The 13,703-nt window shown below is 40.4% G+C and carries 13 protein-coding genes and 1 pseudogene; 12 read left to right on the top strand and 2 right to left on the bottom strand.

Features of this window, described 5'->3' with window-relative positions; all coding sequences use genetic code 11:
* Positions 1 to 36 precede the first annotated feature (36 nt).
* Positions 37 to 795 carry an N-acetylmuramoyl-L-alanine amidase gene (locus ACWHAR_RS05605; protein WP_032874995.1) on the bottom strand — a complete coding sequence of 253 codons (759 nt, stop codon included), beginning with the start codon at positions 793 to 795 and terminating at the stop codon, positions 37 to 39.
* Between the two features lie 306 nt (positions 796 to 1,101).
* On the opposite strand from ACWHAR_RS05605, the gene spoVK reads away from it, so the two are divergent.
* The 12 genes and pseudogenes from spoVK to ACWHAR_RS05545 all read left to right on the top strand — a co-directional run.
* On the top strand, positions 1,102 to 2,070 hold the full coding sequence (spoVK, locus tag ACWHAR_RS05600) for a stage V sporulation protein K (protein ID WP_015417523.1): 969 nt from the start codon (positions 1,102 to 1,104) through the stop codon (positions 2,068 to 2,070).
* A 129-nt stretch (positions 2,071 to 2,199) separates the two neighbouring features.
* A complete protein-coding gene (gene hflX, locus ACWHAR_RS05595) occupies positions 2,200 to 3,462 on the top strand; it encodes a GTPase HflX (RefSeq protein ID WP_015239904.1) in 1,263 nt (420 codons plus the stop codon).
* 16 nt (positions 3,463 to 3,478) lie between these two features.
* Positions 3,479 to 4,744: a methionine gamma-lyase family protein gene (locus tag ACWHAR_RS05590; protein ID WP_012117612.1), complete on the top strand. Its 1,266-nt coding sequence runs from the start codon at positions 3,479 to 3,481 to the stop codon at positions 4,742 to 4,744.
* A gap of 109 nt (positions 4,745 to 4,853) precedes the next feature.
* Entirely contained in the window at positions 4,854 to 5,258 is a 405-nt protein-coding gene (gene glnR, locus ACWHAR_RS05585) for a transcriptional repressor GlnR (RefSeq protein ID WP_007611631.1), read from the top strand.
* 57 nt (positions 5,259 to 5,315) lie between these two features.
* Complete coding sequence (glnA, locus tag ACWHAR_RS05580) at positions 5,316 to 6,650, top strand: type I glutamate--ammonia ligase (RefSeq protein ID WP_007410365.1); 1,335 nt, start codon at positions 5,316 to 5,318, stop codon at positions 6,648 to 6,650.
* 253 nt (positions 6,651 to 6,903) lie between these two features.
* On the top strand, positions 6,904 to 7,224 hold the full coding sequence (locus tag ACWHAR_RS05575; protein WP_045555048.1) for an ArpU family phage packaging/lysis transcriptional regulator: 321 nt from the start codon (positions 6,904 to 6,906) through the stop codon (positions 7,222 to 7,224).
* Between the two features lie 217 nt (positions 7,225 to 7,441).
* Complete coding sequence (locus ACWHAR_RS05570) at positions 7,442 to 7,957, top strand: hypothetical protein (protein WP_032874999.1); 516 nt, start codon at positions 7,442 to 7,444, stop codon at positions 7,955 to 7,957.
* A 694-nt stretch (positions 7,958 to 8,651) separates the two neighbouring features.
* Positions 8,652 to 9,251 carry a hypothetical protein gene (locus ACWHAR_RS05565; protein WP_032875001.1) on the top strand — a complete coding sequence of 200 codons (600 nt, stop codon included), beginning with the start codon at positions 8,652 to 8,654 and terminating at the stop codon, positions 9,249 to 9,251.
* Positions 9,252 to 9,331: 80 nt separating this feature from the next.
* Complete coding sequence (locus ACWHAR_RS05560; RefSeq protein WP_025851137.1) at positions 9,332 to 9,541, top strand: hypothetical protein; 210 nt, start codon at positions 9,332 to 9,334, stop codon at positions 9,539 to 9,541.
* A 29-nt stretch (positions 9,542 to 9,570) separates the two neighbouring features.
* The gene (locus ACWHAR_RS05555) at positions 9,571 to 9,942 is read left to right on the top strand and encodes a YrdB family protein (protein ID WP_032875241.1); all 372 of its coding nucleotides are present in this window, start codon (positions 9,571 to 9,573) and stop codon (positions 9,940 to 9,942) included.
* 236 nt (positions 9,943 to 10,178) lie between these two features.
* Positions 10,179 to 11,354 carry a PIN-like domain-containing protein gene (locus tag ACWHAR_RS05550; protein WP_032875003.1) on the top strand — a complete coding sequence of 392 codons (1,176 nt, stop codon included), beginning with the start codon at positions 10,179 to 10,181 and terminating at the stop codon, positions 11,352 to 11,354.
* A 47-nt stretch (positions 11,355 to 11,401) separates the two neighbouring features.
* Positions 11,402 to 11,613, top strand: a pseudogene (locus ACWHAR_RS05545) (HNH endonuclease); the annotation flags it as partial.
* Positions 11,614 to 12,086: 473 nt separating this feature from the next.
* Here ACWHAR_RS05545 and ACWHAR_RS05540 read toward each other — a convergent pair.
* Entirely contained in the window at positions 12,087 to 13,175 is a 1,089-nt protein-coding gene (locus tag ACWHAR_RS05540; RefSeq protein WP_032875005.1) for an L-dopachrome tautomerase-related protein, read from the bottom strand.
* Positions 13,176 to 13,703: the final 528 nt, after the last annotated feature.

Below are 13,703 nucleotides of genomic sequence, written 5' to 3'. Positions count from 1 at the left end.
TTCGTCCCAAAAAAGGGAGAGCAGGGGTTTTTTCATTTAGTCTTGCACAATGAAGGCATCAAATCCGGCTTTTTCGGCCCGCGCTGCCAACGCTTCAGCATAATCTCTGGAAGAGAATGCGCCGATCTGCACTTTAAATAAGCCGCCTTTTGGAAGCACAATCGCGTCAAAACCTTTAGACTCCGCATCGGCGGCAAGCGCATCAGCATTTGCTTTCACTTTGAATGCACCGATTTGCACTTTATATAAGTCAGCCTTTTTTTTTAGACCGAAAGCTTGCTCCAAGCCCTTGGCATGTCCTCTTGCAAGGCTTTCAATAAAACTGACTGTTTTCAGTTTGTTTGCATCAGCTGACGTATCAACAAAACCATTCTCCGTCAAAATCGCCGGCATACTTGTCTCCCGCAGCACATGGAAGTTGGCTGTTTTTTTTCCTCGGTCATTAAAACCCGATGCTTGAATCACTTGCGTGTGGACGGCTGATTGGTAAGTCGAGGTCGGCGCTCCGACACCGGGGTAAATATAGCTTTCGAATCCGGTTCCGCCTCCTGAGTTAATATGAATGGATAAAAAATAATCTGCGCCCCAGCTGTTGGCGGCATCCGTTCTTTCCGTCAGGCTGACCGTCTTATCGCTTGTCCTGCTCATTGTGACAGAAACTCCTTCATACTCATTCGTCAGAATCGTGCGCAAAGCCAGCGCGATCTCCAGCGTGACCGCTTTTTCCTGAAGTCCGTTTCCGGTTGCGCCTGAATCAGTTCCGCCATGACCGGGGTCTATAAAAATTTTAACCATTCTCCATCACCTCATTACAGCATATGATGATATTCAAAAGGTGCTTGTACGGCTGTCATTCATGAAAAAAATGAGAAATACACCCAACATTTCCCGGAAAATAAAAATAAATGGTTTGTCCTCCCGTTTTTGTTGAATACAATAAGAAATGAAAAATATTTCTCGGGAAAGCGCAGGATTCAACATTATTCCCGAAGAGAACGGAAAAAGTGACAGATAAAAAGGAAAACGGGTCTCATGATGATAGGCGGATGTCACGGAACCGCTTCATCATGAGTAAGATAAAGAGAGAACAGAGAGGTGAGCATGTTGGAGCGCGCTGTAACCTATAAAAATAACGGACAAATTAACATCATTCTTAACGGCCAAAAGCAAGTGCTGACAAATGCGGAAGCTGAGGCGGAATATCAGGCCGCCCTGCAAAAAAATGAAGCCAAACACAGCATTCTGAAAGAAATTGAAAAAGAAATGAACACATTAGTGGGTATGGAAGAAATGAAACGCAATATTAAAGAAATTTACGCGTGGATATTCGTCAACCAAAAACGGGCCGAACAAGGGCTGAAAGTCGGAAAACAAGCTCTTCATATGATGTTCAAAGGGAACCCCGGCACCGGGAAAACCACCGTCGCGAGACTGATCGGCAAGCTTTTCTTCGAAATGAACGTGCTTTCCAAAGGACATCTGATCGAAGCGGAACGTGCCGATCTGGTCGGTGAATACATCGGACACACGGCGCAAAAAACGAGAGATCTGATTAAAAAATCGCTCGGCGGCATTTTATTCATTGATGAGGCATACTCACTTGCAAGAGGCGGAGAAAAGGATTTCGGTAAAGAGGCGATTGATACGCTTGTCAAGCATATGGAAGACAAACAGCATGAATTTATTCTGATTCTGGCAGGGTACTCGAGAGAAATGACACATTTCCTGTCATTAAATCCCGGCCTGCAATCGCGTTTCCCTATCAGCATCGACTTTCCGGATTACTCTGTCACTCAGCTGATGGACATCGCAAAGCGCATGATAGCAGAGCGTGAGTATCAATTAAGCCAGGAAGCCGAGTGGAAGTTAAAAGATTACTTAATGACAGTGAAAAGCACGACAAGCCCCATTAAATTCAGCAACGGGCGCTTTGTCAGAAACGTGATTGAAAAATCGATCCGCGCTCAGGCCATGAGACTTTTAATGGGAGACCAATATTTAAAAAACGATTTAATGACGATCAAGAGCCAGGATTTACTTATAAAAGATGAGGCGGCAGCTCACGAATAGACCTCTCAGCCGGTCTGAGGGGTCTATTTTTTATTTCTCTCTTTAAAACCCGCCGGATGTGTGGTATACGCCCTGCGGGTTTGGTATGATAGTACTACTGCCCAATACGACACAGAAAGGAACATCCATTTGAACGAACAGGAAGGAAAAAAAGAAACGGTCATTTTGGTCGGCTGCCAGCTTCCGCACATGACAGATGAGCACTTTGAACATTCCATGGAAGAGCTTGCTTCATTGACAAAAACGGCTGACGGAACGGTGCTGACCCGGATTACGCAAAAACGGAACAGAGCGGATGCCGCTACATATATAGGCAAGGGGAAAGTAGACGAGCTGAAGGCGCTGTGTGAAGAGCTTGAAGCGGATCTGGTCATTTTTAATGATGAACTGTCACCGAGTCAGCTTAAATCACTCGCCACTGCAATTGAAGCGAAGATCATCGACCGCACGCAGCTTATTTTGGATATTTTCGCAAAAAGGGCGAAGACGAGAGAAGGAAAGCTTCAGATCGAATTGGCCCAGCTTCAATACGCGCTGCCGCGTCTGAGCGGACAAGGAATCAATCTCTCAAGACAAGGCGGCGGAATCGGGACGAGAGGGCCCGGTGAGACAAAGCTTGAAACAGACCGGCGCCACATTAGAAACCGCATACACGAAATTAACGTGCAGCTTTCAACGGTTATCCGCCACAGAAGCCGTTATCGGGAGAGACGAAAAAAGAACGGCGTGCTTCAGGCTGCGCTCGTCGGGTATACCAATGCCGGAAAATCAACATGGTTCAATCAATTAACGAGCTCAGACAGCTATGAAGAAGATCTGCTGTTTGCAACACTTGATCCGATGACGAGAAAGATGGCGCTCCCAAGCGGCTACAGCGTCCTTTTGTCTGATACGGTCGGCTTCATTCAGGATCTGCCGACGACGCTGATTGCCGCTTTCCGCTCAACGCTTGAGGAAGTGAAGGAAGCAGACTTGATCATTCATGTCATTGATTCATCCAATGAAGATTATGCCGGACATGAACAGACGGTCCTCGGTCTGTTAAAAGAGCTTGAGGCAGATGATATTCCGGTGCTGACCGCTTATAACAAACGTGATGAGACACTTCCTGACTTCATCCCGACAGCGGGAGAAGGCCACATCATGATCAGCGCCAGAATCGCCGGGGATGAAGCAAAACTAAAAGCGGAAATCGAAGCTTATTTGCGACGGGAGCTGATGACGCCGTATGAAGTTCATGTGCCTGCCGCCGAAGGCAAATTGATGTCGCGCATCAAATCAGAGACCATGATCGACAGCCTTTATTTTAATGAAGAAAATGAACGCTACGAAGTCTCAGGTTATGTACAGGAAGAACAAAGCATACTCGGAGAACTGAAGAAATTCATGTAAGGAAGGTATACACAACATGTTTGACACACTGACCCACGGCGCTCTTTTACAAAAAACCGCCGAAGAAACAGAAGCGGAAATCTCCGCCGTTCATAAAAGAATAGAAGAAATCAGTGAACGGAATGAATGGAGAGTCCTGCAAAGCTACAGAAAACATAAAGTAAGCGATACGCATTTTACGCCTTCAACCGGATACGGTTATGATGATATCGGACGAGATACACTGGAGAAGATCTATGCTGATGTGTTCGGAGGAGAGGCGGGACTCGTGCGGCCGCAAATCATTTCCGGAACGCATGCGATTTCAATCGCGCTCTTCGGTGTGCTGAGACCCGGGGACGAATTGCTTTATATAACAGGCAAGCCTTACGATACACTCGAGGAAATCGTCGGAGTAAGAGGCGGGGAGTATTCAGGCTCGCTAAAGGAATTTCAAATCGGATATAATGCAGTCGATTTAACATCAGAAGGCAGAGTGGACTTTGAAGCGGTCCGGGCTGCAATCCAGCCGAATACAAAAGTGATCGGCATCCAGCGTTCAAAAGGATATGCGAATCGTCCGTCTTTCAGAATAAATGAAATTGAAGAGATGATTCGTTTCGTAAAGGAAATCAAAGAAGATGTCATTGTTTTTGTGGACAATTGCTACGGAGAATTTGCAGAAGAGCGGGAACCCTGCCACGTCGGAGCGGATCTTATGGCCGGCTCCCTGATCAAAAACCCGGGCGGCGGCCTTGCTAAAACGGGCGGCTACCTTGTAGGGAAAGCCAAGTGGATTGAGGCCTGCTCTTACCGGATGACCTCCCCGGGAATCGGAAGTGAAGCCGGGGCTTCGCTTTATTCGCTGCAGGAAATGTATCAAGGTTTCTTTCTCGCTCCGCATGTAGTGGCGCAAAGCTTGAAGGGAGCGGTATTTACCGCCCGTTTTCTTGAAAAGCTCGGCTTTACGTCAAACCCTGCATGGAATGCGCCGAGAACGGATCTGATTCAATCAGTTGAGTTTCAGGACCCTGATAAGATGATCGCTTTTTGCCAGGCGATACAATATGCTTCACCGATTAATGCGCATGTGACGCCTTATCCGAGCTATATGCCGGGATATGAAGACGATGTCATTATGGCAGCGGGCACTTTCGTACAGGGAGCAAGCATTGAATTATCAGCAGATGGACCTATCAGACCGCCTTATGTCGCGTATGTCCAAGGAGGATTAACCTACGCGCACGTGAAAAATGCGATTTGCAGCGCCGTAAATGCTTTAATGGAAAAAGAGCTGATCTAGGTCGTTTGCAATTTTCAAAGAATTCGATGTTAAGATTCCTTACATTGTATTGACACAAAATATAACATCACCTATAATGAGACTAAGATAAGAAAAGGAGGAAATTGAGATGAGTGATAACATTCGCCGCTCAATGCCTTTATTTCCAATTGGGATTGTCATGCAGTTAACAGAACTTTCTGCCCGGCAAATTCGATATTATGAGGAAAATGGATTGATATTTCCAGCGAGAAGCGAAGGAAATAGACGATTATTTTCATTCCATGATGTAGATAAACTGTTAGAAATCAAAAATCTGATTGAACAAGGCGTCAATATGGCGGGGATCAAACAAATTCTGGATAAGGCATCTGCCGAACCGGAAGAAAAATCCGAAAAAACCGCCAAACCGATGAAGCACGATCTGTCTGATGACGAACTCAGAAAGCTTCTGAAAAACGAACTGATGCAGGCAGGCCGTTTCCAACGGGGAAATACTTTCCGCCAAGGTGACATGTCCCGATTCTTTCATTAATCCGTTAGCAACTGTTTTGCTATATACATTTACCTTTTAGAGGAGGAGTTTTACGAAATGGCAAAGTACACAAGAGAAGACATCGTAAAATTAGTAAATGAGGAAAACGTAAAGTATATCCGCCTTCAATTCACAGACATTCTCGGAACGATTAAAAACGTGGAAATTCCTGTGAGCCAGCTTGAAAAAGCACTTGATAATAAATGCATGTTCGACGGTTCTTCCATCGAAGGTTTCGTCCGTATCGAAGAGTCTGATATGTACTTATATCCTGATCTGAACACATTTGTAATCTTCCCATGGACGGCTGAAAAAGGTAAAGTAGCACGCTTCATCTGTGACATTTACAATCCGGACGGCACGCCGTTCGAAGGTGACCCGCGTAACAACCTCAAACGGATTCTGAAAGAAATGAAAGAACTCGGTTTCAGCGATTTCAATCTTGGACCTGAGCCTGAATTCTTCCTGTTTAAATTAGATGAAAAAGGCGAACCGACGCTTGAATTGAACGATAAAGGCGGGTACTTCGACCTGGCTCCGACTGACTTGGGAGAAAACTGCCGCCGCGATATCGTGCTTGAGCTTGAAGAAATGGGCTTTGAAATCGAAGCATCTCACCATGAAGTTGCTCCGGGCCAGCACGAAATCGATTTTAAATATGCCGGTGCCATCCGTTCTTGTGACGACATCCAAACTTTCAAATTGGTTGTCAAAACGATCGCCCGCAAACACGGTCTGCATGCGACATTCATGCCAAAACCGCTGTTCGGCGTAAACGGTTCCGGTATGCACTGCAACCTATCACTCTTTAAAGATAGCGTTAACGCATTCTTTGATAAAGACGCTGATCTTCAGCTGAGTGAAACAGCAAAACATTTCATTGCCGGTATCGTAAAACACGCGACAAGCTTTACGGCTGTCACAAACCCGACAGTGAACTCTTACAAACGCCTTGTTCCGGGCTATGAAGCACCTTGCTACGTGGCATGGAGCGCGCAAAACAGAAGCCCGCTGATCCGTATCCCGGCTTCCCGCGGCATCAGTACGCGTGTTGAAGTCCGCAGCGTAGACCCGGCGGCAAACCCGTACCTGGCGTTAAGCGTATTGCTTGCAGCAGGCCTTGACGGAATCAAAAACAAACTTGAAGCACCGGCTCCGATTGACCGCAACATCTACGTCATGAGCAAAGAAGAGCGCATGGAAAACGGCATCGTAGACCTTCCGGCGACACTGGCGGAAGCTCTCGACGAATTCAAATCAAACGAAGTCATGGTTGCAGCGCTCGGCGAGCACCTGTTCGAACACTTCATCGAAGCAAAAGAAATCGAATGGGATATGTTCCGCACACAGGTTCATCCGTGGGAGCGCGAACAATACATGTCTCAGTATTAATCTCTCAATCCCTTGGCACTATTGGTGTCAGGGGATTTTTTGGTTTCTTAACAAGTTTAATATCTTAATATAAATCAAGTATCACCCACAAAACACCCACAAAAAAATTACTCCATAATTGTGGAGATATAATCCTCATTCATATGCTACACGTAAAAAAAGGTATGTCATCGCTATTGATAAACTCCATATTGTATTCTCGTTTTTTATTTGTTTTGATGATCCATTCGTTTATCTTTTTCAGCTACAGCCAATTGAACCTCTTTTTTGTGGAAAAACCACGTTTAGACTTTTCTTTAAATTTTTGAAGGAATCGGTTGACGCTGGTATCAGCCCGTTTCCTTCAATCAGAGATTCTTTCATATTAAATGAACTGAAGGTTAAGCAGATGGAAAGGGCGTTAGAAAACAGCCTGGACGATGAAGAACGCATGATCCTTGAGAAAAAATACTTAGCAGCCAGCCAAACGAAAGACATTCATATTTATATGGAACTCGGCATGAAGAAGGGCACCTGTTATGAAATAAAACAGCGTGCCATTGTTCGCATTGCTACAGCACTCGGAATAATCTGAGTGTCTTTTTGTAGTAAGCAGTTGTGTAGATGGGATTTCCTATTTTAACGTTATATGGTGTATTTTTCATTATGACTATGTTAGTCTCCTTAAAGGAAGGATAATAATTTGAAAACAAAAATAGTAAGCTTGCTTCTTGTATTGAGTTTAGTCTGCGGATTTGCACTTCCTTCTTATGCTAAGACATCGATGAAAGGTAAAAACCAATGTTTCTGGAATGAATGTTATAAGTCAGTCTGAAGGTGAAGCATCTTATACAATCGAATATGGCGGAAAACAGTATTTTATTGATCAAAAAACTCTAGATAAAGGAACCTCTAAAGAGTCGATTAAAGTTGATCAATATTTGTTAACTGATGGCCATCGAACACTAGTCGATTCTGCTACAGTTAATATTTCTGATGAATCAAGTGAGATGTCAACTCTAGCAAAATGTAGAGGGAAACAAGGTGTTTCGGTAGCAATTCCTATAGTCAAGGTGAGCATGAATTCGTGTGTAATTAAAAAATTCTTAGATATTGTTGAGGATGCTGACGGTATAGCAGGGGCTATCGCCGGGATAGCAGCATTGATAAAAAAAATACCTGGGATTTCAGTATATGCTGGAGCAATTGCAGGGGCAATGTTTGCTGGTAAGTATGCCATAAAAAAAGTATCCGATAATGGAAAGTACGGAATTTCTTATAATTGGATAATTGGTACCCCTGTTGTTGTACCTTGGAGAAATGGTTAATTATTAAGGCGGTAATGTCAAATGAATCGTATATTAGTCTCAATAGCTATTATTATATTCCTGATTGAATATATTGTAGCTCCACTCACAGATATAGATACCGGAAAATACGGCACGTTTATAGGCTTAATATTATTGAGTATTACGGTTCTAAGGCTATCTGATAATGACAAATCATAAACTTTTGAAGGGAGCAGACTTCGGTCTGCTCTTTTTTATTTATTTTATTGGGTGTAAAACGAAAACTAAGTGACAAATTCCCGACAAAACAGGGGACATTTTAGGGGACAAAAAGGGGGATTATTTATGTTTGAAATCTCGATAAACTTAACCTATCGACGAAATGCGATAAATAAAACTTATCGAAATATACGATTAAAGCGTCTTTCTCTTATCAAGACGAATTCGGATACGGAACAAAGGTGTTGAGGAATGAAGCCAAAACGAGAGGAGCATTCTGAACCTGGATAGCAGCTAGTCTGAGGCGTCCGTATCGGGAGAATAGTGATATCGTGTTTCATTGTGCGATCTTGCTATACTTGGCTTCCTCTCGGAGTATGGGTGAGATCAATCTTTAAAAAGTGATTAACATAAGGGCGTAAAAGATTAGATTGCCTAAACTTTTTTAGACAAATTCTGCATACTATTCCATTGTCCTTTCCTTTCATTGATAATAAGGTAGGAGGGGATTAACTTGGATCAGTTTTCATTTGTACAAGATGCCGTAAGTAAAGGAAATGATTTATCTAGTGACTTGTTCGCTGTTTATATGGATATTGCATCGACATTTCAGAATTACGAAACAACCTTTAAGTATTTTTATGAAAAAACAAAAGAAGATGTTGAGGCTAGAAACAATTCAAACGGTGAACATTTATTAATAGAGCCGATTATAATTCCTTCTGTTTCCAGTGCGTTATTTACTGGAATATATGGTGATTTTGAATACTTTCTTAATTTAATTTGCAATGCTTATAAAACAAAACATGGTTATAAGATCGATCTAAAAGATATATCAGGAAATGGTATTGAAAGAGCTGTTTTGTATTTAACTAAGGTTGTTCAAGTTAGAGACTTAAAAAATACACCTGAATGGAATAAAATAAGGCACTGGAATAGAATTAGAAATATTATTGTGCACAATAATCGGGTTATTAGAAATAAAGAAGATAAAGATTCAATTATTTTTTTGAACCTTAATATTAATAAAAAGCAAAATAGAGTGTATCTTTTAATAGATGATTGCAAAAGGTTTCACGGTCTTATATTGAATTTTCTTAGGATATGTATTTGAGTAGTTTTTCGTTCGACAAATTCTGCAAATAGCTCCTTTGTCACGATCCTTAACCGATAATAAGGTGGGAGGTGAGGAAATTGAAACATCAAGAGAAGTATAGACTTTCAAAAATAATACAAAAATTAATTGATGAGGACATTGCTTTAAGAAAAGTAACCAATACTGTATCAGAAGAATTTGAAAAAGAAAGAACCGAAGAATTACAAGGGATAATTGAACATCTAGAAAAAAGCTCAAACCATTTAAAAGAATCTATTAAAGAAATTGAACAAATAACCTTGAAGTAATAGTCACCAAAGAATTAGAGTATTTGGAGCTGAATAATTTGAACCAAATTAATTTACTTCTAAGATTTTTGCTTGAAGTTGCTGCACTAATCTTTATCGGGTTATTTGCTTGGAGTCATTTCAATGGTTTTTTAAGATATGTTTTAACTTTAGTATTACCGATATTAGCAATGCTAATTTGGACTGTATTTGCAGTACCTAACGATCCAAGCCGAAGTGGTCAAACTGTAATAGCCGTAAATGGAGTTATAAGATTGATTATTGAATTACTGATCTTCGCAATAGCTGTTGCGGCGATTTACTTTAGTGATTTAAAAACAGTTAGTATTATCTTTTTTTGTTTAATAATACTACACTACATAGCTTCAGTTGAACGTATAAAATGGCTTCTAAATCAATAAAGCATCATTATAGATTCAGCACCCTTTATAGGGTGCTTTTTCATGTTCTCTGTAAACTGATTCCGGTAAATCTCAGGATAGACTATTGGCGGTTAACGGCTTGAGTGCGGTGGCAGTTTAGAAAGAATAAATATGTGATTTAAAGGGAATCGTTCGACAAATTTCGCGATTGGTTTCTTTTTGATATGCTTAACCGATAATATATAAGAATGAAAAATTTTGTAGGAGAGTTATGAATGAAGGATTGGAAACGATACTTATATCAACCAAAACCAGCTTCTGAGTTGCTAAAAGATGCGACAATTGTAATTGATACTAACGTTTTACTAGCCGCTTATCAGTGGAGAGAAGTAACAGTTAATAAAGTTTTAACAACTTTACAGCGATTAAAAGGTGAAGATAGACTTAGAATTCCTTTACAAGTTATAAAGGAATTTTCTAAGAATAGAACAAAAGAAATTAAACAACGAATGAATGATATAGACCAGGTCATATCTAAGTTACAAAGAGACAAAAATCCAATAAGAGAACGTGTTCCCATGCTTGAAGGAAAAGATATCCTTAAGAATATTGAGACTCTACAAGAGAATCATCATAGTGCCCTTAAAGAATATAAGGATGGATTAGTTGAGCTAAGAGACCATCTAAAAAAACTTTTTTATGAAGACCATTTCTTGGATAGTATTCTGGAAATTGCACAAGAGACGATTATTTTCCCACCGGATGGAAAAACCGATGAGGATCTGATGAAAGAGGCTGAAAAACGTTTTAAAAATAAAATTCCGCCGGGATATAAAGATAATCCTAAAGAGGAAAATAGTTCAGGAGATTTTATTATATGGTCTTCAATTCTTCAACTGGACACTGATGTGGTTTTTGTTAGTGGGGATAAAAAAAGTGATTGGGTCTATAAGGATAATAATGAAAACCCCATAGTTGCAAGGCGTGAATTAATTGAAGAATTCTTTATACAAACTGGTAAGGATTTTGCACATATTACCCCAAAAGATTTTATAACGTCTTTAAATTCAGATGTAAGTGAAGATGTAAGAGAAGACTTATCCAACTACAAAACAAAATTTAAAGTAGAGGACTCAGATGAATTAACTGTCATAGAACCAGTTAATTCTCAGGAGAAGTTAGATAAAATTACCCGAAGAATATTTGAACTCGTCGAAGATCTTTGTCAAAAAGAAGAGCTTAAACTAGAAGGCGATATATATAAAGCACTAAACTCCTTAGTTGCAAATAATATAATTAGTAGAAAAACTCGTGAAGAAATAGAAACAATCATAACAATTAATAGAGATATTGATCTTGGTTTATTAGGTGTGAATGATTTCAGTGTTGGTTGGGCTATTTCAAAAGGAACGCATTGTATAAACAATATAACAAAATATCTACAAAATTAATGCTCTTTAAAAAGAGCATTTTTTTAGCAATTAAAGAGGTGATATTATTGCCACGTAAATCTCTAAGAATATGCGCAGCCCCTGGATGCCCCAGCTTCTCCCGTGACCGATACTGTGATGCACACAAGACACAGCAACAGAAAGAAACAAAACAATAACAATTTTTTATAAATCAATAGATTGGAAACGAACAAGACAACTTGCATTGATACGAGACAATTATCTTTGTCAGCATTGTTTGAAAGATCATTGCTTTACTCATACGAAAGGGCCATTACAGGGTGAAAATATTGTCCGATGTTTGTTTGCAAGCGGTGTGCGGCGAACACTATAAGTAGACCTGAACTCATATATCAAATCAGCGTCATTCTCTTTCTAAGGCGGTGTAAAACGCGAAAAAAATATTCGCATTCATGCTGCTGCTTTTGTTAAATGATTTTCTTTTTATCACAGGTGCAGCATTAGTTCACCCTTGGGAGCGCGAACAATACATGTCTCAGTATTAATCTCTCAATCCCTTGGCACTATTGGTGTCAGGGGATTTTTTGGTTTTGTCATAAGATTAAGAGGTCGATATTTTAGTCCTTGACCAAAATATGACCAAAAAAAATTGAAGTTATGAATCTAACTCCATAATTGAGGCCACGTATTTATTGTAATCCCTTATTCGGTTTAGGATGAAGGCTAAATGAAGCCAATTATGCTCTAAAATGGAACCGGCCATTTTTATTTTCAAAAAGCAGGAGCTTCATCAATTTTGATACGAAGTAAACTATAAGGTTTCTGTCGTAAGTCTTTTCCATAATGAAATCTAGCCTGCCGATGTAATTGGTTCACGATGACGTATAAGTATCCATCCGGACCAATCGAAAAAGTATCCGGCCATAAAATTCTCGGATCATGTGCGATGGTTTGCATTGTGCCATTCGGCAGTATTTTTCGAATACTATTGTTCTCGTAATCTCCGGCATAAATGGCTCCTTTTGCATCTGTAATCATTCCATCAGACGCACCTTTTTCTCCCCAATACGCCACATGATAAAGTAAATCCATGTCCGGTATATTTCTATCTCTCAGGGCTTCTGTTGAGATCGAGAACAAATGGCGGCTGGTCAGTGGACAAAAAAATAATACCTTTCCGTCAGGAGAAATCGCAATACCGTCGGATGCCAGCCTAAATGGGGAAGTTGAACCATCCCTGTTACGATTCATCAAAATTTTGCCTTCTACTTTCGGTATAAAATAGGAATCCGGTGAAGTTGGATTTGTTCCATTTAACCGTCTGCATGCATTTCCGGTTTCCAAATCAACGACGATAATCGCTCCTGGTCCTTTGGAAGAAGAATCCGTTATATAGGCATAACCTGCAGTTCCAACACGAAAATCAAATCGGACATCATTCAGGTATGTTGTTGGAAGGACAACATCTTCTGTAAAGGTATAAACTCTTCTGATTGTATTCGTTTTTAAATCAACAGCGACTAATTTTGCCCCGCCTTTAATTGGTTCAGAAAAATTGGGTGCTGCTGTATCTAGTACCCAAAGCGTTCCTCTTCCATCAGTAACTACACTTTGGACACTGATGAAAGTCATTTTGATATTCTCAGGGTTAACCAAATTGGTTTGTAAATCAGGATAAGGCTGCAATTTCTCCCCAATTATCTCCGCCACCGTAAATTTAACATCGTCTCCCCATTTCGGAAAACAAATGAAAATACGACCAGTTTCTGAAACAGTAACACCGGTAGGCATAGCTCCATAAAATGTATAAACCAGTTCTAAATCCCCAAAATATTTTTCAAAAGGCAGCATAGGTTTCATCATATCCTCCTCAACCAATTAAACGGGATATCACTTATATATGATTCGCATTTTTTCTAGTGCATGTTTCTTAATAAGTTTTTCTAAACAAAAGATGATGGAAGTGCTTATCATTTAATAAGTCAGTCAGGTGACACAGAGGGTTTTTACTTAACGTCTGTCGAAGCAGTCGGCAATTACAACATGGTATGTCCTTTGATCGGTTTTAAATTCTCTGAAAAAAGAGTTGAAAAAGCAGAAAAGATTTTATAATATGAAATCAAGTTAGTTTGTTCGGTCAACAAACTAATAAAACCACTTTAATTGTCCATCATGTAAAGGTCTTAAATGGGAGGGGATAAGAGGCTCGATTTAATTGGAGGTGTATAGAAAGCGAAAGCCAAGCTTTTATCCTGTTCACTGCTATCTGATCACCATTTGGATGATGAAAATGCTCTGTGAAAGTAAACCGCTGTCATTTTTTGAAAGCGCTTTTATATGCCGCTCACTGGCCGATAATTTTAAAGAAATGTTATACCATTCATCATG

The organism is Bacillus sp. LR--39, assembly GCF_053613335.1.
This window is presented reverse-complemented; position numbering and strand designations above follow the sequence as displayed.